Here is a 24087-nt window from a genome sequence, read left to right as displayed (position 1 = left end):
CTCCTTATTTTTTATTAAACATTTTTAGTTGATCTGTAAAAAACCTCTCATCTTCACAGATAAAATTCCAATTTAGTTTTTCAGCTATATAAAAAGAGCAGATAACAAATTCTCTTAGAGTTAAATTTTGAATATCTTTTTGAATATCCTTGAAATACTCTTTTGTTATATAGCTTAAAGATATTTTCATATGACTGTTTTCACTATCTTTATCTAACTCATTTAATATCTCCTTAGTAAGTTTTGCTTCAATATATGCTTTATGAGCAATTTGATTGATTTTTTTAACATTTTGTTTGTATTTAAGAGGTATTTTTATTGTATGAGATTTAATAGGATTTTCATTAAGCATATTTAAACTCCTCTTGATTTATAAAGAGCATTTTTTGCTTGAATATTTTTCATTAAATCTCTTTCTAGTACTGCATTTGAATAAGCTATTCCAGCAACACCAAGTTTAGAAGCTCCCCAAGCTCCTTTACCAGCCATTTTCCCATATTTTGGAGCAGATTTCATTATAGCAAATGAAGTACCTGCAACTGCAAATGATGTTGTAAAGAAGCCACCTACACCAGAAGGTTGTCCACCAGTTAATGCAGCAGCAAATTCGGGAGCTTTTAAGTGAAAAAATATAGATAAAATGCCTATAAACATTGCATTCGCAACAGCTAAATTTAAAACTCCATTTTTTCTAATATCTAAGTTTATTAGATCTTCGATTGCTGCATTTAGAAATTTAATACTTATTGCCATAACAATAGACGCAAATATAGGAATTAAAGCATAGTTTAAAATAGCTCTTAACCAAGCATAAAAGATAAATCTTGTTTTTGGAATTATTGCTAAAAATAAAGGAATTCCACCAATAACAAAAAATACAAAAATTGCAAATGTAGAAAAAATTACAAGAACTGCAAATACCAAATATAAAGCACCAAAAATAACACTTAAAACAATTAATACAAACATTGTTAGAGTACCATCTGAACTAAATATTGAAGTTCCTTCCCATAATTTTCCTATTTGCCCATAAAACAATTCAAATGTTTTATCTACTCCAGTAAAAACTTGAGATGGTAAACTTCCATCCATAGTTAAAAAAAATCCTTGAATTTTAAAACTTTGAAGCAAGATAGTATCCATTATCCAACTCTTATAAATACCATAACTAAAAACAATGCCAGTTATGAAAGTTGAAAGAAGAACTGTAATAAATAGCTCTTTTCCTTTTTCACTTTTCCCTGACAATATTATCCATCCAACAATCATAATGTAAATTGTTAAAATAATTATTGCTAAAGGTTTAAATGCTTCTATAAAAGCTTGATATTTATCATCCATAAAAGCATTAAAAGTAGTCATCATTTTTTCATAAAAATCTACAAACATCTTAATACCCAAACATATAGTTTATGTCATATTCATTTGAAATTTTATTGACATTATCAATTTTAGTTTTTTGATCTTCTAGATATTTTTCTTTTCTTGTTTCATCTTCATCATTTAAAGCATTAATTCTTTTTTGAAAGTCTTTATGATTAACTCCATGATATTTTTCTAATGACATAGCAAAAGCTAAATCATTTTGAAGAGCTATGGACTGTTGTTGCATTATAATCATGTTATATAGAAGCATATTTGTAACTTTTTGCATCTCTATCATAGATGGTTCACTATCATTAAAAACAGTTTTCATAATGTCATTTACTACTTTATTTGTATGAGATAAACTCTCCTCTAAAAATTCATATCCAGCTACTATTTTGTAGTGAGCCATTTGTTGAGTGTCGTTTTTTAAACTTTTTCTAAGTTGTTCATCATTTAGATGAAAAAATTTAGCAACATCCATTGTTCCTGTTGTTTCAAAAAATCCATCTATCATTTTTGCCATATCTTCATAAAAGAAACCTCCATCACTAGAATCTGTAGTAATAGAGTCTTTTTTATATGAACCAATTTGCTTAAAAGTTTCACCAACTTTACCACCAGCTTCACCAAGTTTTTGACCAGCCTTCATAAGTCCCATAAAAGCATCTGTAAATTGCTCTTTAACTGTGTATATCTGTTTTTTTACATCATCAGTAGCTGTTTTAATTCCACCCAAAGTTTCAACTTGTTTTGTCATAAGCTCAACTTGTTTTTGAAATTCTTTCATTTGTTCGATGTAGTGTGTATAAGAGATAGGATCTGTTACAACTTGTGCTGCACCAAAAAGATTTGAATTAAGATAAAAACTTATAGCTATAATAGTAGTAAATTTTTTTGCTCTCATTTTAAAAACTCCTTTATCCAATTATTTGGATTACTTCTGATTAAATTTTCTAATCTAATTTTTTCAGTATTAGAAGAGTTAAAGCATTTAAGATGTTCCTCTAAAGTAATTAAATCAACATTTAAAATAACACTCTCTCCACCATTTCTTTTAAAAAGTATTTTTCTTGTTTCTCCAGAGTTTTTAATCCAATTAATTTCATTATCATTAAGTTGAAAATCTTTTGATAATGTATCTCTATCAGCTAAAGGGTCTGGATAAAATATAAAGTTTGCAAAACTTCCTAAAATAGATTTTCCAATACTATGATTTGTAAGGGCTTGTGGTGTTTGAGAAGCTCCAATGAAAACTCCATCAAGTTTTCTATGCTCTAATACAGTTTCTTTTACTCTTTTTGCAAAGATATCGCTCTCTAGTAGGTTAGGTAACTCATCTGCAAATATAAGATGAGGTTTTGGTTCCTCCCCATCTTTTGGTAGAGCTAGTAGTTTTATTCTATAGAAAATATAGTTTAGAATTATTCCTAATAGCTTTGGTTCAGAGATTAAAGTATCCATATCAAAAGCAGTAATTCTACTTGCTTCAAAGTCCAAACTATCTTTTTTTGCATTTAGATAATTTCCCCATTTTCCTTTTTTTGTAAATGGAAGTAATAATTTATCCAAAGCAACTTCTTTATCACTCATTGGAGCAAAAGCAGTTATTCCAGAGTCTAAATTCCTTTCACTCTCTTTAGTAAGTCTAGAGTAGATTAAATCTATTGCAGTATCTATATTGTGATTGTTCTCTTCTAGTTCAGCCATATCAGAGATTAAACTACTTAAAAATGTTTTATTCTCTCTTGTACCTGGAAGAGAGAAAGGATTTAAAAATTCATTATCATCTGAAAAAGTTGTATAATTTCCACCATGAGTAAGAGTGAAGATTTTTTGACCTTGAAGTCTATCAAAAGAGATTATTCTTAATTTTTCAAATCTTAAAGCTTGAGACATTAAGAAATTAATCAAAGTAGTTTTACCACTATTTGATGCTCCAAAAATAAGTGTATGACCTAAGGCTTTATCATTTTCTGAATTATGAAAACAAAATCTGTAGATTGTATTTGAACTTGTAAGAAATTGAGTAACATAATTGTTACCCCAAGAGCATCTCTCCAGTCCTTCTCCAACTGTAGAAAAATTTGCCAAATCTGAAATATTTTCACTTGTTAAATATCTTTTTCTAACCATCAAATGCTCTAATCCAGCAGTCAAACTCCAAAATAGAGGCTCTATATTTGTTTTTTCTCTTATTGTTCTAAAACCATAAAAGTCAACAAGAGTTGATATCTCTTCAATATTCGCTTCTAGTTCTATTAAACTTTTAGCTTTAACTTGTATTGCAAAACCAGTAAAAGCTAAAGATACTTCTTTATTTTGAATTCTTTGAATAATTTCATTAAATTCAATTTCATTATCTTCACTATATCTTAACCAGCTTTGTGCAGTTCTATGTTTATCATCTAAAATAAAAAGAGCTTTTTCACTTGTTAAGTTTTGAAACTGACAATATAATGAAAATTCAAATTGAAATTTCATGAGTTCATCAATCATTTTTTGAGTTGTGTTATCTTCATAAGATTTTATTCCAATCCAAGCTGAGAATATCTGTTTATTCCCATCAAAAGAGTGATAATTTTTTTCTCTATCAAAAACTAAATCACAACCACCAAGTAAATTTCCAAAAATATCAGAATATTTTTGATGCACTTCTTTTCCATTTAAGTAACTTGATATGAATGATATTAAAGAATTACCTTGTAATCTAATAGCCCTATATTCTCTTAATCTATTTTTTATATCTCTACTAGTCTCTTCTAGTATAGATTTTGCTCTAAAGCCTTTATCTTCTTTGTTACTATGTAAAAGAGCAAGTTCATTTATCATGCTTGAGTTTGTAGTTGTAAGCACAAGAAAATGTCTATTTTTAAATGAATGTTGAAATTTTTTATTCCATTTTTCATTTATCTCTTTAGCAACTTTTACATCACTAAAAGCATAGCTATCTTCAATTGTTTCTCTAATTCTTTTACTATGAATTGTTGCAATTACATTGCTAGGAAGATGTTTAAAAGCTTCATTTCTAATACTATGTAGTTGAATAATTTGATTATCATCAAGACCTGTATAATCTTTTCCTAAAATCTCATAAACAACAGCCAAATGACCACTTTTTAATATAAGAGTGTCTTTATCACCGTTTGGTAATACACCAACAATTTGTAACATATCCTCAATTTTTTGTTCCATTGGTAAGGGTTTCCACCATTTAAGCAACATATTTTTGACTCTCTTTCAAATGTTTTAATTTTGAAATTAGTATTAATATATAATCTGGATCTTGAATAGAGATAATCTTCATCACAATCCAAAAAATTCCTAAAAACAAAATAGTTATTAAAATTCCAAAAAGAGGATTAAATAAAATCCCCATCAAGGGAAGTAGTGGAGTAACTCCTATAATTACAACTAATAAGGCAATTCTAGGAATTCCACCAATACTTTGTGGCTTTACCACTGTTGGATAAAGTACATGTTTCATTTTAAGCCAATAGCCAATTTGCTAAAGCTGGAGCTGCTCCAAAAACTATTCCACCAGCAATAATTTTTAGTGCAGTAAATTTGCTAAATGTTCCCATAATAGCACCAATAGAAGCTATCATTACAACTATAGTAATAATTACAATTCCAAGTGTATTTAATCCATTTTGAAGTTCAGTTGCTTTTGAGTTAACCGAACTAAATAATGCACTATTTGCATATAAATCAGGTGCTATAAATATAAATAAAAATGCAAAAATAAGAAAATATTTATTCATTGTTTTCTCCTTCATCTATAGACTCTTTTTTGTCTAAATATGTAACATCTTCAACAATAATTGAATGTTTGTTTTTATTAGTACCATCTTGAGCAACCCAAGATTGAAAATCCAATTTTCCAACAATTGCAATACGGCTACCTTTATGTAAGTATCTGTTTGCATTTTCTGCTGTTTTTCCAAAAAATGAAATATCTATAAAAATAGTCTTTTCTTTTTCAGTTCCTCTAAATTCATTTATAGCTAATGAACTATTGGCAATTGCCAAACCATCTTTTGAGTATTTCAACTCTAAATCTCTTGTAAGATTTCCTATTAAAATAATTTTGTTCAATTTTTTCTCCTTATATTTGATTTAATGCTTTTATTTACTTGAAACTCTGCAATTGACTTTTTGGGAAATAAAATTTTATTTCCTAATTCAATATAGGCTAAACCTATATTTTTTGTTATAAGCATATGTAAATGACTTCTGCTTATTCCTAAAATTTTAGAAGTTTCTGTAACACTAAGATTTAATTTATCTTCAAAGCCTAGTCTGTTAATTTCTTCTATGTAATAATTTATATCTTCTTGTATTGGCAATACTTCCTCCTTATTTTGTTTATTTTTTATGAGGTGGAGACTGGTACATTCATAACTTCTCCTTTATCTTTGATTTTATGTTTTTCCATAAATGCTAAAGCTCTATCTTGATAGTTTTCTAGCCACTCTTTAGAGGCTTTTGTATATTGTTTGATTGGTAAGTAATATTTGATTTGTTTATCTGTAACTAAGAAATTATAGATTTGTCCATGTTCTGAAATGTATGAGCTAAAGAATAGATCATCTTTTTTCTCAAGCTCTCTAAATGTAAGTATCTGTTTTTTGTGTGGAATTGTTTTTTCTTGCTCTTCAATACTAAACTCAAGTTGAGCTTCTATCTCTTCTTTTTCTTTATTTTTAAGAGTTTCATAATGCTCTTTAGCACCTACAAATTCACCTTTTTTCATAAGATTTATAATTGATTTTTGATAGCTTTCTTTATTTGCTATTTTTCCAGAGAAAATTTGAGATTGAACTTTGTCGCTATTCATAATATGATTTGCAACTTTTTCAACATCTTCACCTGGTATCTCTTCATTTATATTTTCTGCATTTACCATGCTTGAAAGCTGTTGTAATCTTTTTGCAAGACTCTCTTTACTTATATTTCCTTCTTTTTGAAGTCTTACAAGCTCTTCTAGTTGATTTAATGCTAAATCATTTTGCTCTTCTTCAGTTACAAGCTCTTTTTCATTAAAGAACTCATCATGCTCTTTAAGGTATTGCTCTTTTTTCCATTCTAAATCTAAAATATGATCAGTAGTTTGTTTTCCAGCTTTTCCAGTTGTAACAGTTCTTAAAATACCTTTTTCTATTAAAGCTCTTTTTGTAGCTTTAACTGTATTTATTCCATATTTGAGTATTTTTTCTTTAAATCTCTTTTTCTCTTCTTCTGTTTCTAAAGCTTTGTATTTTTCAAGTGTTTTGCCCTTTTCAATCAAATCATAACCACAATAAAATGCAATTGTTCGATTTGATGGAAAAGAGTTTTTGCTTCTATCTCTCATATCTGCATAAGTTAAAATAGCCGAAACAACTTTAATTTCATTATTTGTTAAATAACGATGAAACCAAGGCTCAATTTGAACTGGTCTTGTTTTTGGCTTTATAATTTTTAAACTCATTATGCAATAACTCTTACTTTTTCTCTAAATAAATAGTTTGATACTTCTTCTGGATCATAAACTATAATTTTTCTTCCAGTTTCAGAACCACCAGATAGTTGTATAAAAGGAATTTGTCTAGCTCTTCTTTTCTCATCTATCATTCTCTCAGTCAGTCCTGTAAGTTTTGAGAGAGTTTTTTTATCGCAAGTGATTGGTTTCATCTTATCAGCCATAAGAAAAAACTGTAAAATTAAGTTGATTGGATTTTCATCTTCTTTTAGCTTTTTTAGTTGTTCTATAAACTCTTTAGTTAGGTTGCTTGTTGAGTATCTAATAATGATTTGATTAATTAAGCTTTGCTCAACATTTAAATCTTTTAGCATACTTTCTAAACTATAGTTTGTAAAATCACCATTTACAGTATATTTCTCAAAAAGTTTCATTTTATTTCTCTTTTCCTTCATTAGTTGAAGATAATGTTTTTATAAAATTTAGGACTTTTTCTAAGTCATATCTATATGCTCTTCCTATTTTTGTAAAAGGCATTTGTTTGTCTTTTCTTAATTTATCTACATCATAAGCAGAGATATTTAGTCTTACCGCTAACTCTTCTTTAGTTAATAATTTTTCATTCATAATTTGAGTCCTTTATCAAGATTTGTAAGGTGTTGGATTTTTTGTAGAGCTACAATAAAGCTGTTGAGATTGTTTTGTGATATTTTCATGCTATCAGAAATACCATCTGTAAATTTTCTTATAGTTCCATCTTCAGATTTGCTATACATTTTAAAGTCAATTCCATTTGTGAAGCAATCACTAATCACAATATAATCAAAATCATTCAGTTGAATTTTTATCTCTACAGCCATTTCAAGCTCTTTTTTCTAAGTCTATAAATATTTTGAAATGTTGTTCAAGTTTTTTTGCACAATATTTAACTTGAAAGCTCAATCTGCTAAGTTGTGATTTTAGTTCCAAAACTTCGTTTAGTGATAAGTTGTGAAACTCTTTGTAAATATCTTTTTCAAGGTTTAAAAAATCTTTTCGATTTCTTTTGAATCTCTCTAAAAGATACTTTTTTTGGCTATTTAGTGTTTTTTTTGTATTCATAATAGTCTTCCTAATTATTTATAAAATTAAGTAAACTTACAAATAAGAAAGAATCCAAAATATGCTTTTTTTATAGATATTTTGGTATCCTTAAAGATTAAAATGTAAATAAATGTAAGTTTAAACAATATATTGTGAAGTATAGCACATAATATTGTTTATTGTCAAGTAATAAAACATTAAATTGTTTAATAAGGAACAGTATATTGATTTTTCAAAGAATTAAAGAATTGAGAGAAAAACTTGGTTTTTCAAGACAAGATGAGTTTGCAAAGGCTATAGATATATCTTTTAGAACATATCAAACTTATGAACAAGGACAAGTAAAAGTTATTCCTCATACATTTATAGAAAAATTAAATAAACAATATAATGTTTCTTTTCAATGGTTATTAACAGGAAATGGTTCAATGTTTGAAAGTGAAGTAGGGGATAAAGGAAATATATTATTTAAAGATGAACTTATAAATGATATACAAAAACTCTCACCAAAAAGACAAGAATATTATTACCATAAAATAAAAGCTGATTTAATAGAGGAAGAGTTAGACAAATAAGATTAATTTATTAGGGGAGAAATTAAAGATGAAACGAGCAGAAAGATTTTATAATTTATTTTTAGAGTTAGAAAAAAATAAAGAAATTAAATTGGTTAAATTCTGGACAATATACTTTAATACAACAGATTTAATGTATATATACAAATATTTAAATAATTTATATAGAGAAATCCATTTATTAGAAAATGATATTAAAAAAATAAATTTAGAAAAAAATAAACAATTTATTACAGTTTTACTAACTTTAAAACAATTATTAGAGATTACTACTCTAAATAATGAAATCAAATCATTACCTTTAATAAATCGTATTCCAGATATAAATAGTTTTTTTGAAATTGTTATAACTATTTACAAGTCAAATGAATTAAATGATGAAGATGAAGTACCTTTAGTTGATTTAGATAATTTTAAAAATATGTTAGAGAAAGAGATTGAAAATTTAAAAGGTTCTGATTTAATCATTGAAGATAAAGATTTCTTTTTATCATTATTTGAAGATTTTGATGAAGCAATAGCAATGTATAAAATAAGTGGTTTAGAATCTTTTAATAATGCAATAAAAAAGAATTTATGCAAATTGAAAGTAATTGATGAAGATATTAAAGAAAATGATAAATTTCAACCTTATATAAAAGCTTCAAAAAAGATTTTAGGAACAACTTTTTTTTGGATAATTCAATATGGTAAGAAAAAAGCAAATAATATCTTGGAACATAAAATAACAAACCTTATTGAAAATAAAATTGAAGAATGGAAAGATATAGATAAACCATCTAGTGATAGTGATGATACTATTGATGTTGAAATAGAATAAAAATTAAATTAATTAATAAAGGATATGTGAGAATTGTAATGATGACAGAATTACTAACTTTTGAAGAAGTATTAGAGCGTACAAAAGAACATACAAGAAATTTATTATTAGGAAATGGATTTAGTATGGCTTTTGATATAAATAGATTTTCATTTACAAACTTACTTCAAAGTGCTGTAAAAGATAAAATTATAGAAAAAGATTCAGAACTTCATAATATATTTAAATCTCTTGGAACAAGTGATTTTGAGAATGCTATTAGACTTTTAGAATCATCATCAGATGTTCTTGCTATATATAATCCAGAATCTAAAGATATGATAAATAAATTAAAACTTGATGCAAGTTCTCTAAAAAAACACCTTGTAGATGTAGTAACAAATAATCATCCAGAAAATGCAACGAAAATACCCGATGCAGAATATTTTAACTGTATAGATTTTATAAAAAAATTTGATAGGATTTTTACATTAAATTATGATTTACTTTTATTTTGGGTACTAATGAAATTTAATGACTTAGAAAAACAAAATAAATTTATAGGCGATAAAGATTGTAGATTAAAAGTTAGTGATGGATTTGGAAATTCGGAATATGGAAGTGATGATGAGTATGTTGTTTATAAAAATAATGATTCAAATTTTTATCAAACAATTCATTATTTGCATGGAGCGTTACATATATTTGATAAAGAGTCTGAAATAATAAAAAATACATATTCTAGGACTGAAAAAACATTAAGACAACAAACTTTAGATAATCTTAATAAGTCAATATATCCAATTTTTATTTCAGAAGGTACAGCAAATAATAAAAAAGCAAAGATTATTCATAATTCGTATCTAAATAATTCGTTTAAAACTTTAAGAACTTTAAAAAATAAAGATCGTAAATTTAAAAAAGAAAATTCTATTATAATCTTTGGAACAATGTTAAAAAGTAATGATACCCATATTATTGAAGCAATAGTAGAAAGTGGAGTTAAAAATATTTTTATAGGAATAAGTTCTTTGGATAAGAAAAGTGACTTACTAGTTTTTGAGGAATATTTAGCTACTAAAAAAATAACTTTACAATATTATGATTATAAAACAGTAAAAGTATGGAGATGATTTTAAATATAGAATATAAAGTGTAAATATAATAAATATTAATAAAGAAGGAGAAAATATGGAAAACTTAAATGAAAAAAAGATTATACAAAACAATAGAAAAAAATATAATCTCAAAAAAATTGACACAAAAGAGATAAGAAATACCATTAAAACATCGATGTATTTTATTATAATTATATTCATGGCAATTGCTTTTTTTATTCCATTTCAAAGTATTCTATTTTTATCTGTTATTCTTATTATTCTTTTTACAATTGTTTCACTAACAATATACACTTTTACAAAAAATGAAGAAAATAGAAAATTATTAATAAATATTTGGAGAATGTATGCTCCAAGTATTATAGTATTGCATTCTATTTTATTTAGTATGTATGGTTATATTTATAATATTGAAATGGATTATATAAAAACAGATTTAAATTATAATTTACAATTAAAAAAAGATGGAAATAATCAAAATATAAATGATAAATACAATAATTATAAAAAACATATGGAAGAGTACATAAAAGTATATGATAAAATTCATATAAATACATTATTAAAGAATACTTATAGTGATGATAAATTCAATTCAAATGATGAAAAATATATTTTTTGGTGGGCTCAACCAATTCTTTTAATAATTAATTTATTGACCTTATTTATGTGTATGAGATTAATCAATGAATTGAATTTAAAAAAAAGAGTAATTAATTCTAGTAATAGCTTTGACATTATCAGTAAATATTACTGATTTAATTGAAGAATTAGATAAGTAAAAATTAAACACAAGGAAATAAAATGAAAATAAAAAATGTGGTAGTACATATCATTGATAAAGAACAAGCATCAAAACAAAATCCTTCACCAAGAGCAAAAGTAGAACTATCAGATCAATTATTTGATGTAACAAATACTACAGTAGAAGGTTTTTCTGAAAAACTTGCAATGACTTATTTTGATAAAAAATCAAGATTTTATACAAAATTCAAAGAATCAGAATCTCAGCCATTATTTCAAGATAATTTGAATAAATCATTAAACAAAGAATATGATTTTCTTAAGTTTAGTAGAGTAATTGCTGATAATTTAAAAGAAGAGATGGATAGTGAAAGAATGTCATCAGGAGGGTATTTAATAATTATGGACTATGAGTCAACAAATAATTATAAATATTTATTTGTTGCTTTATTAAATAATAAAATAGAATATTCAATAAGTAATGATCTTGAATTAAGTCAGTTTTTATCTTTAAATATAGATAAAATGGCAATGGCAAGTGTTATTAATATCTCAAAATACACAAAAGAAGAAGATAATTATATAACTTTTTTAAAAGGTATTAGAGAAATTCCAGATTATTTTATTAAATTTATTGGTGCAGATAAAGATATAAAAAGAGACCTTAGAGAGCAAACTAAAAAATGGATAGAAGCTATTAATACATATCTTAAAGATGAAAATGGTAACGAAATAAAAGATATCCAACTGATTATGCAAGACTTAATTCAAACAGTAAAACTATTGAAAAAAGAACAAAAATTTGTATCAGCAAATACAATTGCAAATATTATTGAACCAACTAATCCTGATAAATTTATAACATATATTTATGATGAAAACAATAATTTCCAATTAAACCCAGAATTAGAAACAATGGATACTACTATTTTAAATAGCTATGGAATAATTAGATATGAAAATAAACAAAAAGATTTTTTACTTAAATTTTCTAAAAAGTCTATTGGTGCTATAATATCATTGGATAATAAAAAAAATATAGTTACTATTACAGATAAAGATATAGTAGAAGGAATTAAAACTGAAATTAATAGCCAAAAAGATTCTTAGTAAAGACTATACTTATAATTTAGAAGAAACAGTATTAGGTATTCAGTTATTGATATCTGGAGTAACTAATACTTCAGAATTTTCTAATTATAAAATTCAAGATCTTACAATAAAAAAAAAGAATGTATATATACCAGAAAGTTTTTTTACGGATAATGATATAGTCTTTTTTCTTAATCATGAAGAATTCATAAAAACTTATCCAAATTATTATAAATTAGAATTAGAAAAAAAAGAAGTATTTTTTTTAGAAACTAAATCTTTTTTAATTGAAGAAAAAAATAAATTAATAAAATCATATAAAAAGATTAAGTATTTAGATCTTCTTATAAATAAAATTGCTATTGATAAAAGAGATACTGAAAATCATACGATAACTTATGAAATAATTCAAAAGAAAAAGTTATCTATAAAAAACTTTCTAGATTTGGATTCAATCAAAAATATAGATAACAAGATTCTAAGCCTTATGAAAATATCTTATTCAAAATTTAATACAAAAAGTGAATTAGATAAAGAAATAAGAATAACTTTTTTAAAAAAAGCTATAGAAGATACATTTTCAGAAGATGAAATAACATTTGTAGATGTAATAAATAAATTTGAACGATTAATACAACAATATGAAATAATAGTTAGAGCATATATAGAAGAACTAAATACAGAAAAAATTAAATATGATTATGAAAAAAGAATTCAAGAAATTAATGAAAAATTATCATCTATGGTTGGAGATATCCATACAAAACAAATCATTTTACCAATAGCTTTTGTAATTGGTGTTGCTCAAATAAAATCGGATACCTCATTTTTTATAGCTATTATGATTCTATTAGGTTTGACACTATTTACTTCTTTATTAACTATGTATAGTGGTACTCAAAAAAAACTAATTCATACTATTGAAAAGAATGTAGAATACTGGGAAAGCTTCTATGAAAATAATTTAAATTCATTATATATAAATGATATATCTTCAAGAATTAATAATATAAAAGATATTATAAAAAAAGTTAAAAATAATATGTTTTGGACTATATTCTTTTCTTGGTCGCTTATTGTACTTTTTATGGTTTATATAGTTTTCAAATATTAAAAATAAATTAATTTGATTAGAGAAATTATGTATGAAATTTTTATCTTAAGTGAAAAAGGTTCAATGTTTGAAAACGAAGTAGGGGATAAAGGAAATATATCATTTAAAGATGAACTTATAGATGATATACAAAAACTATCACCAAAACGACAAGAATATTACTATCACAAAATTAAAGCTGATTTATTGGAAGATAAACTAAAGGAAATTAATGAATGAAGCTTTTGTAAAAAAATTTAAAAAAAGTGAATATGCTGATTCTATATATTATGCTGATTTATTTCGCATTAATAATAAGATTTGGATGATTATGGGTTATGGAAAAAGTGAAGCAGCAAGAATTGCTTCATATAATATTATAGAAGATGATATTTCAAGAGACTCTACAGCAGTTAAAGTTAAAGACAATATATTAGAAGCTAGATATGATATAGGTGCTATTAACACAGAGCTTGATGATAAATTTTTAGAATTTCACAAAGTTGATTATATCGCTTATTGTTTGTCTCCTGAACAAACTTCAGAAATTTGTATTGATCAAAAAAAATTATGGATGTTCCTTTAGATATAATGTCTATTCTCTCAACTACTTATTGGTATACAGGAATTGGTGTCAATATGGTTTTTTCTCCAATGGAAGTTATGTATTTAAATGATAGAGAAAGAAGAATTAAAAAATTTAAAGAAATTGTATCTCAGGCAAAAAATATAAAACTTTTACTTGTACCTTATATGGAAACTTTAGAAGAAAAAGCAAATTTATATAAAGAATATAAGTAAATAAATATTGACATCTAGTTTGAATTAGTGTACAATTATTTTGTGAACGAAACTTGTTCAAATTCGATAGGACGAATATGAATATTGTTAGCTACCAACTGACAATAACTTCAAGTGATATAAAGCCGAGACATTAGTTTGTTTCGGCTTTTTTTATGGTTGGCTTTTTTAAGTGTGAGGGGTTGGAGGATCTTATCACTTGGAGTAATAAATGTTAGAAATAATTTCATTTTTAACTGTCCTATCGTTGCTTTTAGGAATTGTGTATAGAGTTTATAAACTATACATTCTTTGGAAGAGTTCATCAACTAAAGCCTAATAAGACAAACGGAGTTCAAAATATATGGAGTAAAAGATTTGGTAGGTCTTTTACTCCTGCATATTAAAACATTTAAGCTAAATAAAGACAAAAACTACAAATAAATAAAACAACTACAAATAAAGACAATAAAGACACTTTTTAAGCCTTCTTTAGGGCTTTTCTTTTTATTTACATTCTTATTCAAATCGTATAAACTTAGATAGCTTGGCAAGGCTTCTTTAAAATAGCTTGATATTAATTTGTCAAGCTATTTTACTTTATAAAGATTCTAAAAATGATTGAAGAAATTGATAAGCACAGGTGGAGAGCAAAAGAAGAAAAAGATCTACCTACTCTAAGATATAACAATTACAATTATGTAAAAGCATTAATCTCAAACAAACCACAATCTGTTGTTAAAGTAATTGGATATAGAGAAGGTGCAAAAGAAACAAAAAATACTTTAGAATATATTGCAAGAGCTGGAAAAGAAGATGAATTAGAACTAGAAGATGAAAATGGTTTTAAAATAAAAGGCAAAGATGCTATCGCTGGACTTGTAAATGAATGGGCAGAAGATTTTGATGAGATAAATGAAGATTCAAAAAGAAAAAATAGAGATAGCACTCATATGATGTTATCAGCTGACATTGAACCAAATGAAAAAAATAAAGAAATATTAGAAAATGTAACTAGAGAGTATTTAAGAAGAGAATTATTTGATAAAGGTTTTAGCTATACATTTGTAGCTCATATAGATACGCAACATCCTCACGTGCATGTAGTAATAAAAAATAGACCTATAATGATGGAAATTAAAAAAGGAGTTTGGAAAAATAGAAAACTAGAATTGAATCCAAACGATTTAGAACATCTTAGAGAACAATTTGCAATAGAGATGCAAAAAAATGGTTTAGAGCAAGTTGTAACACTAAGAAAAGATGATCCAAATAAACATCTTGAAGATATTAGAAAAAGACTTTTTGGAGATAAATTTAAAAATTACAAAGGAATAAAAGAAAAAATAGAGTGGTATCAAGCAAAACTTCAAGAAAAAGATTGGAAGTTTGAAGATAAAAATATAAGACAATATTCTGCTTATTTGCAAATGGAGCTTATGAGAGTAAAAGAACAAATCAAAAAATCTAAAATATCTATATCTGAAAAAACAAAATTAAATATTGAACATAGAGAGCTTATGAAAGCTCTAGATTTAGCAAGAAAAAATCAAGAAGCAGAGCAACTTAAACAGATGATTCAAAATTTTAAAGATAAGACTCTTGATAAAGTAGAGCAGTATCAAAAAAGAAATTTGACTTTAGTTGAACTTTTAGAAAGAAATATAGAATCATATCAATCTGTAAAAAAAGAAGCTGGTTTAAAAATTGAAGAGAAACTTATAAAAATTAAAGAAAAACTACAAAGTGATTTTCCATCTTTGAGCGTAAAAGATGCACAGTTTTTAGGAATAGATACTTCAAATCTTATAACATTTACTAAAAAAATATCGCATAAAGAAAAAGTATTAGTTAGCGATATAAAAGCTTCTAAAGATATTTATGAAGAAGTTGATAAAAGCTATGAAATAGAAATGGTAGATTTAAAATCATTGGATTTAAAAAATATAAATTTAAACCAAGATAATAGTAAATTAAAAGATGAAATAATTCTTAGACAAAAAGCAAATAAGATATCGAAAACTTTAATAAAAATTACAAAACAATTAGATAAACAAAAAGAGAATTTAACAGAAAATCAATACAATTTTTTACAAAAAAGAATTACTAAAATTCAAGAAAAACTTATTTCAGATTTTCCATCTTTAAGCGTTAAGGATGCACAGTTTTTAGGAATAGATACTTCAAATCTTGATAAATTTGAACAACAAATAAATTATAAAGAAAAAATTTTAGCTAGTGATTTAATTACAAAAAAAGAGTTTGTAGTAGAAGAGATAGAAAAAAACTTTACAGTTGAAAATATAAATTTAAGCAATTTAAATTTAAAAGATATTGAATTTAAAAAAAATGGTATTAATGAATATTTAAATAAATCAAAAAAAGCATTAGCTATTTCAAAAGGTATTGATAATTTAATTCAATCTTTAGATATTGAGCTTACAAATAATCATATTTCAGCCACACATTGTTATAAACAACAAGAAAAGCTATTAAATATCAAAAAGAGATTGGAGAGTGATTTTCCATCTTTAAGTGTAAAAGATGCACAATTTTTAGGAATAGATACTTCAAATCTTCCAAAACTTGAAAAGTTTGAGTTAAAAAAAGAAGATGGATCTATATTTGTAATTGAAAATATTGATTTAGAAAAGTTAGACTTAGAAAAATTATCTAAAAATATAGATATTGATTATAAACAAGAGATAATAAACTTAAAAAGTTTAGATATTGAAGATTTTAAAGATGATAAATATTTTGATAAATATTCAACAGCTTCACAAAAAGCTATAGAGAATAAAGATCTAAATAGCTTTGATGAATTACAAAACTTATATAAAGTTGATAGCTCTGTTACAGTAAAAGCTTATGGAGAGATATTAAATATTTCACCAAGAGAAGTAAATATTTCTCTTTGGGAAAAATTAGGAGAGAATAGAGAAAGCTATGATTTAGAATCTCTTAAATTGATTATTGAAGTTCAAAATAAAGATTACCAAAAAGAGTTTGTAAATATTTATATAGATAAATTAAAAACAGAGTATGCTTTACAAAAAGAGATGCCAGAAAATGAACATGAACTTGAATCATATTTTAAGTCTCTTGATAATTTTGAGAAGCTTTGCGATCAATTTAAAATAGAATTTAATGAAAATAAAGAAAAATTAGAGAACTTCAATAATATTAAACATCTATTAGATACGGGACAATTTGTAAGTGCAAATAAATTATTAAACTCTTTAGATGAGTTTGATAGATTGGCTCTAAAATCATATTATGAAAAAGCTATAGATATACATTCACAAAACTTTGATGAAATGGATATTATAAAAAACAAAATTGATTTTGAAATTGAGCTTAGAGATAAAGAATATATTATATCTTCTGAATTTGGTGAAGAGTTACCAATATCAAATACAAAAAAAATAGATGTAGAGACAGTTAAATTTGAACATCCATTTGATAAAGTTGAAATTGATTTTGAAGTAGAAGATAAAAAAGATATTGAAATTGCACCAGGTGAAATATTTGATTTTAATAAAGCTATAACAGTTGAGAGAAATGCAGAAAAATTTAGACAAAAAATAAATGAAAAAGAAAAATTAACACAAGATGAAAAAATATTAAATAGATTGGAAGAGATTAAAAGGAATATAAATAAAACAAATCCAAATATATCGATAAATGATGCAAAGTTTTTAGGAGTAGATACAAATAATATAGAAAAATATACAAAAGAGATTTCATATAAAATATTTGATTTTTCTAGCTCTCAAGAGATTAAAAAAGAGTTTGAAGAATTTACAAAATCATTTCCAAAATTTTCAAAAGATATATTAGATGAAGCTATAAACAAACAAGAGATAAGCTTTGAAAAGCTAGAACTAATAGGAATAAAACCTACTCAATTTAAAAATATATCAAAAGATGATTTTGCAAATAAAAAAATAGATTTAAAAAACAACATAGAGATGCTAAAAGAATTTAATGAATTATCAAAAAAATTTCCAGAACTTGCAAAAAATGAATTAACTAAATCATTTGAAAAAGGCAATATTACAACTGGAAGATTAGCAAAATATGGAATGATTCCAGAGAGATTTTTAAATTTTAAAGATGTACAAATAAGTGAAAAAACTGTAAAAATTGATTTTGTAGATTTTGAGAAGAATAATATTTTTAAAAAAGATTTTCAACTTATAATACCTAGTGAACAAGAGATTAATATAACTAATAATATTAAAAACATAAAAGCTTTTACAGTTGAAAAAAGTGATTTTTTTAAAGAAAAAGATTTAAATCTTATAAAAGAAGATGACTTAAATCTATATAACTTAAAACATTTAAAAGCTTTAGAAAATAGCGAGATAGGATATTTTACAGTTAAATCTACAAGTAGTAAGATGCTACAAGCTCAAGCTGGATTAACAAGTTTATTATCTCAAGCAAATGCTATTGAAAAATCTTTTGATGAAGTTGATAAAAGTAAAGTATCTATTATTGAAAAAATTGATCATAAAAAAATATTAAAAAATCTAAAAAAAGATTTTATAGAAAACATAGCAAAACTATCAAAAGATGCAGAAGTTATACTTGATAATTCATTATTGATTCAAAAAAACAAAGATGTTGAATTTGAAAATAAATTTATAAATGAAGGTTTAAAAAATTTTAATGATAACCCAAAAAAACTAGATGATGCCTATGTAAAAGAGTGTAAAAAACAAAAAAATTTTAATATTGACTATGAAGAATTTAAAAAAGTATTTTTAAAAAATGAATTAAAAGAAGATAAAAAAAGTTTAAATACTACATTGGAAAACTATAAATATACATTAGAAAAAAGCTTAAAAGTGATTAATAAAGAACTTGGAATATTTGATAAAGCAAAAAGCTCTGTTGTGATAAAAGAGCAGCTTAAAAAGATTGATAAAGTTCTATCTAAAGGAATAGAATTGACATAGAGTTTTAATAAATTTTGTTTTAAAATTTGTTTTTCTAAAATAAAGTGGATTTGGATATAATTTTTTGTGAGGTTTTGCCAAAGGCTGCAACCTCTGGCAAAAATTCTACCTCTCGAAAAGAGGTGAGATATTTGTCTCGAATTATTTTCATTGTAATTATACTATTTTTCATAATAGTAATCAAGGCTTACTAAGCCTTGCCCCTTTTGGGGTTACTTTGAATTAATTCCTCCTTTGGCAGTTGAAAATTAAGACTATTAGTTTGTAAAGCAAGTAACTCTAAAAGGATTGATTACCCTTAAACTCTTTAGCTTCTTGCATAGCTTTTAGAGTATCTTTATTGATTAAATCTTTTTGTATTTTATGAATTTTTGATTTGATTTTACCTTTTCCTTTAAAAAAAGGGTTAATCCATATTAATTCACCATTATAATTTCTCCAGTGTCCTCTAACAATGAAAGTACAGTTAAATCCTCTTATTTCTTTTTTAATTTTAAGTAAATTTAACTGTTTAATCTCTTCTATTCTATCTTCATCTTTACGAAAGTTTATTATATATTGAAAAATTGAAAAACAATTTAATATAGTTTCATAAGATGCAATACCAATATTTTGTCTTACTAATATATCACCAATTCTTTCTTTAGAGGATATATTAAGCAAAACATCTTTTAAAAAACTTTTGCTTGAAAAAGTTAATATGTTATTGATTTCATGAAAATAAATTTCAATAAAGTTATTATCTTCATTTATTAATTTAATTATTCCTTCTTTGAATGGTAATTTAATATCATCTATTAAAAAATTAGAAAATATAACTCTTGATTTTTCTGAATTAAATTCTTCATTATAAGCTTCAATAATTATTGGAATTTCTTTATTTTCTTTAATAATAAATGGTTTTTCTCCATTACTTATCCAATTTTCTAAAATAACTCTCAAGTCATTACGATATTCATCTTTATAAAATTCTTGTAAAGATATTTTTAATATATTTTCTATTTTAATATATTCAAAGTTTAGACCGAACCAGTTATTTTCTTCTAGCCCATTAATAAATTTAATATAACCTAAGTCCGTTGAATAAGCATAGTAATATTTATCAACTTTTAACATTTGTAAACTTTTTGCAAGGTTATCAAGTTGTTCTGAAATATATTTTAACTTATTATTTTTAATTTTTTTTTCATCAATTAAAATTTTTATTCCATATTTTATTTTTGATAATTTCATTCTAATCTTCCTAATATTATAACTCACTTACTAACTTATAAGGGCTATCTAATATAAAAACCTCTCAATTTTGCAATAAATTTTAAAAGTTCATTAGCTTTAATACTATATTCAGATTCTTCTATAATAATACTATTACGAAGAAGTATCTGAGCTTCATCATTATATTTATTTAACTTAATAATTGGACTATTTTAAAATTACCCAACCATCATCAGAAAGCTTTAAAACAATTTTTTTATTTTTTGTTGTATCTATTTTATACCAATTTGGTAAGTTTTCAAGTTTTAATTCATAATCAACTTCAGTAACTTTTTGTCCCACAAAATCAACTGGTTCAGTAAAACTAACAATTTGTTTTAGCTTAGGTTCTCCGAAACAAAATTGTTCATTTTTATAATGCTCTTTTCCAAGTTCTGTTAAATCATATGTATTGATTTCAACTTTTATGTCTTGACCCATAAAAGCACCTTTATGCATTTTTACTTCAGTTTCTTCTGTAATTAAGCCTAAATCTACATATTTTTGAAAATGTCTTTTTCTTAATCCACCATTATCTACAAAAGGAAAATTATTTCCTAAATATGAACAAGAAAAATTATCCTTATTTTCAGATAAGTACTTATTAATAACTGGTTCAAAATTTTCTTTAGTAGCTGCTTTTGGATCGCTACAACCTAATAAAATTAATGCTAAAATAGTTGCACTAAGTATTTGTTTTTTCATTTATTTTCTCCTATATACTTTATCATTAAATTTTTAATATCTTCTACATTTTCCATATTAATCATAATAAACCTTTTTACAATTCATCAAAATTAGGAATATCAGCTCTTAATAATTTCCTAAAATAATCTTGCCTTACAGAAAAACCAATCTCTTTTATCTTTTCATCTATTGCAGCTAATTGACCTTGCGAAAGATAAATATTAACTGGAGTATTTAACTTCTTTGTAAACTTTTTCGGTCTTCCTTTAGAAGAACTAGATTCTTCTAGCTCTTTTGTTTCAATAGAGATATTTAAATCATCTATTTTAACTGCTTCAATATTTCTCTTTGCCAATTTAACTCCTTTATATTAATTAATATTTAATTATACTATATAATATTATTAAATACTAACTTAATCTATATTTTTTTTAAAAAATAGATATACAAAAAAGCAACTAATACAAAAATTGAAAAATATTATAGTAGATATAGCAATATATTCATTTTTCATATTTGCTCATTTCTAAAATTACAAATCAGTTCTTCCAGGAACTTATCTATATTAATATATTTAATCTCTTGCTCAAACTTGTTTTTCAACTCTTTTTGTTTAGCAGCTTCATCAACTAATTTTCTCATCAAATTAGTTTTTGGAAGATACAAAAGAGGAAATCTAATAAATCCGTTTACTTCAATATGCTCATTAAACTCTTTTATCTTCTCTTCTCTTATTGTTTTATCTGTAATAAATGCACCGTTTAAAACAAAAATTATTTTAGCTCTTAAATTACTTTTAGTTATTAGATGAGCTGTTCTCATACTCTCACTAATACTCTCATAATCATCAAAAGATGGAATGATATAAAAATCACTTTTTAGATCAAGTAATCTCTCATCAAAATATCCACCTAAATCACAAATCAAGTAATCAGATTTTGTAGTAATTGTTTGCTCTGTTTTACTATCTCTTAAAATTAAACTATTTTCTTCTCTTTGTATAGTTTTATTTTCTGGAATATTAATAGTTGAGATAGCATTATATGCTTCGCTATCTCTTTTTTTATCAAAATTCAAAATAGTTGAATTTAACTTTTCAGCTAAAAGTCTTGCAATAGAACTTTTACCACCACTTCTTAAATTTGCTAATGTAATTAGTTTCATTTCAAACTCCTTAATCTATTTTTAGAACTTCAATTTTATTTATTGTTCTATTTGAAAATTTCTTAAAACATTTTGCTTTTGCTTCATCAATCTCATTTGCTTCAATTGTAGTTATTGAAATGATATGTGAATATGGCAATTTAAAGCTAACTCTAAATGTAAATTTTTTAAAATCCATTTATTTATCCTTTTTATATAGTTTTAGCTTTTTCAATTAAGAAAGCAAAAGCTTCTTCAAATGTTTCAAAATTTGCTTCATAATCAACATTATTAAGACTTACTTGAAGCACACATTTATGTTTATTTCTAATAAGCTCACCTACAAAATATTCTCCATCAGAAATTGAAAAACAATTTTTAGTTTCTCTTCTTGTAAAATATTTATCACTTTTATCTATTTTATGCCAATCATCACTAATAGGCAGCTCTTTTAGCTCTTCAACTGTTTTTATAGTTAATTTTGTCATTTATATTTCTCCTTTTTAATTTTTAACCAATTTTTGGCTATAGTTTGCTCTTAAGAATTCAAAAAATTCTTTTACTGTTCCAATTCCATTCTCCAACGCCAATTTTTGAATGTTTTGGAACTCTTCAAAGCTCTCAAATACATATTTCCCAAATTTCATATTTGTTCCTTTAGATATTATTTAGTATTAACTAATATTTATTAATATTAATTAATACTTGTTAAAATATTACTTTATTTAATATTAATTAATACTTAAAAATATTAATAAATATTAATTAATATTTTCAATATACTCAAAATCACTTCCACACAAATTACAAGTAATATCCAAATCCTTTTTCCCCCAAACGCTGCAACCACATTCGCAACAATATTTACTTTTATTTTTACTCTCTTCCAGGACAACCTCTTCAATATGTAAAGTATCCTTTACAATATCGCCAATAGTTGTATATAAAGATGTTAATATCTCTTCTTCATTGTTTGTATCAATCATCTCTTTTATATCTTCTTCATCAAGCTCTTCATCATTTATTATAAAAGTAGATTTATTTGAATATCTATCAAACCATTTTAAAAATAGACCTTGTTTAAATATATCAATACATACTTTTTCAAATATTCCATTTTTTAGAGGATAATCATTCATCTTTTGACCAGTTTTTTTCCCACCAGGAACTCCAGTTGAACTAGGAACTAATCCTAAGCTCTCCATTTTGTCAGCCCACTCTTTATTGTGATAACTTCTTTGTGAAGGAGTACCAAATTCATATTGCCAAAGATGAACCATTTCATGCACTATTGTTTGAAATATTTCTATGAAGTTAGAGCTTGAAAAATATGAAGGATTTAATGCTAACTCGTGATTTTGTTTACCTTTATTGTTTATCCATCTGTTTGGACTAAAATATTCCATTACTCTTTTTTGTCTAGTAATAGTAATAATACAATTTGGAAGTTCATTTGAAAAAAGTTCTTTATTGAAAATATTATATATCTCTTGAAAATACTCATAATATTCTAAAGTTGTAGATTTATTTTTTTGCATACATCTCCTTTTATATCGTACTATATAAACGAAATATTAGAAAAATTTAGAAATTAAAAAAAGAAGTATAAAAATTTTATATTGTGTGGTATAAAAAATTTATACTAGTCAAAATAAATAAATTATACTAGGTAGTATAAAAAATTTATACGGGGTAAAATAAATAAAATATATGGGGAGGTATAAAAAATTTATACCACTTAGCAGTTAAAAGTATTATATGAAGATAGCTTGAAAAATCTTTTTGCTACAAATACAGAGTTACAATTACAAAGTTTCATATAAATAGTTACATCTACAATAATGAAAAAAGCTATTGCTGGAATAATTAAATGATTTTAAAAATGATATAGATTAGATGAGTTTATAAAATTGGGACCGTTCAGAA

General features: G+C 24.6%; 31 protein-coding genes. 10 read left to right on the top strand and 21 right to left on the bottom strand.

The features are described from left to right. Positions 1 to 4: 4 nt before the first annotated feature. Genes CRU94_RS09440 through CRU94_RS09380 form a run of 13 tightly spaced genes read right to left on the bottom strand, consistent with a single transcriptional unit; the run spans position 5 to position 7930 of the window. Positions 5 to 352 carry a hypothetical protein gene (locus CRU94_RS09440; protein ID WP_129106526.1) on the bottom strand — a complete coding sequence of 116 codons (348 nt, stop codon included), beginning with the start codon at positions 350 to 352 and terminating at the stop codon, positions 5 to 7. A gap of 2 nt (positions 353 to 354) precedes the next feature. Then, entirely contained in the window at positions 355 to 1389 is a 1035-nt protein-coding gene (locus CRU94_RS09435) for a type IV secretion system protein (protein ID WP_129106525.1), read from the bottom strand. Position 1390: 1 nt separating this feature from the next. Further along, positions 1391 to 2272, bottom strand: a complete 882-nt coding sequence (locus tag CRU94_RS09430) for a hypothetical protein (RefSeq protein ID WP_129106524.1) — start codon at positions 2270 to 2272, stop codon at positions 1391 to 1393. Further along, positions 2269 to 4560, bottom strand: a complete 2292-nt coding sequence (locus tag CRU94_RS09425; protein ID WP_164966590.1) for a VirB4 family type IV secretion/conjugal transfer ATPase — start codon at positions 4558 to 4560, stop codon at positions 2269 to 2271. Before CRU94_RS09425 ends, CRU94_RS09430 begins: the two co-directional genes overlap by 4 nt. Before the next feature lie 19 nt (positions 4561 to 4579). Continuing rightward, a complete protein-coding gene (locus CRU94_RS09420) occupies positions 4580 to 4852 on the bottom strand; it encodes a hypothetical protein (protein ID WP_129106522.1) in 273 nt (90 codons plus the stop codon). Position 4853: 1 nt separating this feature from the next. Then, positions 4854 to 5129 (bottom strand): TrbC/VirB2 family protein, encoded by a 276-nt coding sequence (locus CRU94_RS09415; protein ID WP_164966589.1) that lies wholly within the window; start codon positions 5127 to 5129, stop codon positions 4854 to 4856. Continuing rightward, positions 5122 to 5463: a single-stranded DNA-binding protein gene (gene ssb / locus CRU94_RS09410; RefSeq protein WP_164966588.1), complete on the bottom strand. Its 342-nt coding sequence runs from the start codon at positions 5461 to 5463 to the stop codon at positions 5122 to 5124. The genes CRU94_RS09415 and ssb overlap by 8 nt, the downstream gene beginning before the upstream one ends. After that, positions 5460 to 5714, bottom strand: a complete 255-nt coding sequence (locus tag CRU94_RS09405) for a helix-turn-helix domain-containing protein (protein WP_164966587.1) — start codon at positions 5712 to 5714, stop codon at positions 5460 to 5462. The genes ssb and CRU94_RS09405 overlap by 4 nt, the downstream gene beginning before the upstream one ends. 26 nt (positions 5715 to 5740) lie before the next feature. Next, the gene (locus tag CRU94_RS09400) at positions 5741 to 6838 is read right to left on the bottom strand and encodes a hypothetical protein (protein WP_129106520.1); all 1098 of its coding nucleotides are present in this window, start codon (positions 6836 to 6838) and stop codon (positions 5741 to 5743) included. After that, positions 6838 to 7263 carry a hypothetical protein gene (locus CRU94_RS09395; RefSeq protein ID WP_066351687.1) on the bottom strand — a complete coding sequence of 142 codons (426 nt, stop codon included), beginning with the start codon at positions 7261 to 7263 and terminating at the stop codon, positions 6838 to 6840. The genes CRU94_RS09400 and CRU94_RS09395 overlap by 1 nt, the downstream gene beginning before the upstream one ends. Position 7264: 1 nt before the next feature. Next, positions 7265 to 7456 carry a helix-turn-helix domain-containing protein gene (locus CRU94_RS09390; RefSeq protein WP_066247005.1) on the bottom strand — a complete coding sequence of 64 codons (192 nt, stop codon included), beginning with the start codon at positions 7454 to 7456 and terminating at the stop codon, positions 7265 to 7267. Then, on the bottom strand, positions 7453 to 7689 hold the full coding sequence (locus tag CRU94_RS09385) for a hypothetical protein (protein WP_129098751.1): 237 nt from the start codon (positions 7687 to 7689) through the stop codon (positions 7453 to 7455). The genes CRU94_RS09390 and CRU94_RS09385 overlap by 4 nt, the downstream gene beginning before the upstream one ends. Before the next feature lies 1 nt (position 7690). Beyond that, the gene (locus CRU94_RS09380; RefSeq protein ID WP_129106519.1) at positions 7691 to 7930 is read right to left on the bottom strand and encodes a hypothetical protein; all 240 of its coding nucleotides are present in this window, start codon (positions 7928 to 7930) and stop codon (positions 7691 to 7693) included. Positions 7931 to 8091: 161 nt separating this feature from the next. Between CRU94_RS09380 and CRU94_RS09375 the strand changes: the two genes are divergently transcribed. From CRU94_RS09375 to CRU94_RS09330, 10 genes are all read left to right on the top strand, one after another. Then, positions 8092 to 8487, top strand: coding sequence for a helix-turn-helix domain-containing protein (locus tag CRU94_RS09375; RefSeq protein ID WP_309109241.1), 396 nt, complete (start codon positions 8092 to 8094; stop codon positions 8485 to 8487). A gap of 28 nt (positions 8488 to 8515) precedes the next feature. Continuing rightward, complete coding sequence (locus CRU94_RS09370; RefSeq protein WP_129106517.1) at positions 8516 to 9307, top strand: hypothetical protein; 792 nt, start codon at positions 8516 to 8518, stop codon at positions 9305 to 9307. 38 nt (positions 9308 to 9345) lie between these two features. Then, complete coding sequence (locus CRU94_RS09365; protein WP_129106516.1) at positions 9346 to 10419, top strand: DUF4917 family protein; 1074 nt, start codon at positions 9346 to 9348, stop codon at positions 10417 to 10419. A gap of 58 nt (positions 10420 to 10477) precedes the next feature. Beyond that, a complete protein-coding gene (locus tag CRU94_RS09360) occupies positions 10478 to 11161 on the top strand; it encodes a hypothetical protein (protein ID WP_129106515.1) in 684 nt (227 codons plus the stop codon). Positions 11162 to 11208: 47 nt separating this feature from the next. Further along, entirely contained in the window at positions 11209 to 12258 is a 1050-nt protein-coding gene (locus CRU94_RS09355) for a nucleoid-associated protein (protein ID WP_129106514.1), read from the top strand. Positions 12259 to 12307: 49 nt separating this feature from the next. Then, on the top strand, positions 12308 to 13354 hold the full coding sequence (locus CRU94_RS09350; RefSeq protein WP_129106513.1) for a hypothetical protein: 1047 nt from the start codon (positions 12308 to 12310) through the stop codon (positions 13352 to 13354). Between the two features lie 12 nt (positions 13355 to 13366). Further along, positions 13367 to 13573, top strand: coding sequence for a hypothetical protein (locus CRU94_RS09345; protein WP_129106512.1), 207 nt, complete (start codon positions 13367 to 13369; stop codon positions 13571 to 13573). Further along, a complete protein-coding gene (locus tag CRU94_RS09340; RefSeq protein WP_129106511.1) occupies positions 13566 to 13919 on the top strand; it encodes a hypothetical protein in 354 nt (117 codons plus the stop codon). Before CRU94_RS09345 ends, CRU94_RS09340 begins: the two co-directional genes overlap by 8 nt. Next, positions 13904 to 14134: a hypothetical protein gene (locus CRU94_RS09335; protein ID WP_129106510.1), complete on the top strand. Its 231-nt coding sequence runs from the start codon at positions 13904 to 13906 to the stop codon at positions 14132 to 14134. Before CRU94_RS09340 ends, CRU94_RS09335 begins: the two co-directional genes overlap by 16 nt. Before the next feature lie 596 nt (positions 14135 to 14730). Continuing rightward, positions 14731 to 19077, top strand: coding sequence for a relaxase/mobilization nuclease domain-containing protein (locus CRU94_RS09330; RefSeq protein ID WP_129106509.1), 4347 nt, complete (start codon positions 14731 to 14733; stop codon positions 19075 to 19077). Positions 19078 to 19356: 279 nt separating this feature from the next. On the opposite strand, the gene CRU94_RS09325 is transcribed toward CRU94_RS09330, so the two are convergent. From CRU94_RS09325 to CRU94_RS09300, 8 genes are all read right to left on the bottom strand, one after another. After that, the gene (locus CRU94_RS09325) at positions 19357 to 20310 is read right to left on the bottom strand and encodes a hypothetical protein (protein WP_129106508.1); all 954 of its coding nucleotides are present in this window, start codon (positions 20308 to 20310) and stop codon (positions 19357 to 19359) included. Between the two features lie 189 nt (positions 20311 to 20499). After that, positions 20500 to 21036, bottom strand: a complete 537-nt coding sequence (locus CRU94_RS09320; protein WP_129106507.1) for a hypothetical protein — start codon at positions 21034 to 21036, stop codon at positions 20500 to 20502. A gap of 76 nt (positions 21037 to 21112) precedes the next feature. Continuing rightward, positions 21113 to 21373 (bottom strand): hypothetical protein, encoded by a 261-nt coding sequence (locus tag CRU94_RS09315; RefSeq protein ID WP_129106506.1) that lies wholly within the window; start codon positions 21371 to 21373, stop codon positions 21113 to 21115. Positions 21374 to 21528: 155 nt separating this feature from the next. After that, positions 21529 to 22182, bottom strand: coding sequence for a hypothetical protein (locus tag CRU94_RS09310; RefSeq protein WP_129106505.1), 654 nt, complete (start codon positions 22180 to 22182; stop codon positions 21529 to 21531). A 10-nt stretch (positions 22183 to 22192) separates the two neighbouring features. Then, positions 22193 to 22360, bottom strand: a complete 168-nt coding sequence (locus CRU94_RS09635) for a hypothetical protein (RefSeq protein WP_164966586.1) — start codon at positions 22358 to 22360, stop codon at positions 22193 to 22195. 13 nt (positions 22361 to 22373) lie between these two features. After that, positions 22374 to 22649, bottom strand: a complete 276-nt coding sequence (locus CRU94_RS09305) for a hypothetical protein (RefSeq protein ID WP_129106504.1) — start codon at positions 22647 to 22649, stop codon at positions 22374 to 22376. 15 nt (positions 22650 to 22664) lie between these two features. Further along, positions 22665 to 22808, bottom strand: coding sequence for a hypothetical protein (locus tag CRU94_RS09630; RefSeq protein ID WP_164966585.1), 144 nt, complete (start codon positions 22806 to 22808; stop codon positions 22665 to 22667). 114 nt (positions 22809 to 22922) lie between these two features. After that, complete coding sequence (locus CRU94_RS09300) at positions 22923 to 23699, bottom strand: SprT-like domain-containing protein (RefSeq protein WP_129106503.1); 777 nt, start codon at positions 23697 to 23699, stop codon at positions 22923 to 22925. Positions 23700 to 24087: the final 388 nt, after the last annotated feature.

Origin of the sequence: Arcobacter sp. AHV-9/2010 (assembly GCF_004116575.1) — a bacterium.
GTDB classification, from domain to species: Bacteria; Campylobacterota; Campylobacteria; order Campylobacterales; family Arcobacteraceae; genus Aliarcobacter; species Aliarcobacter skirrowii.
Note: the sequence above shows the minus strand (reverse complement) of the source record. Positions and strands in the feature narration are given on the sequence as shown.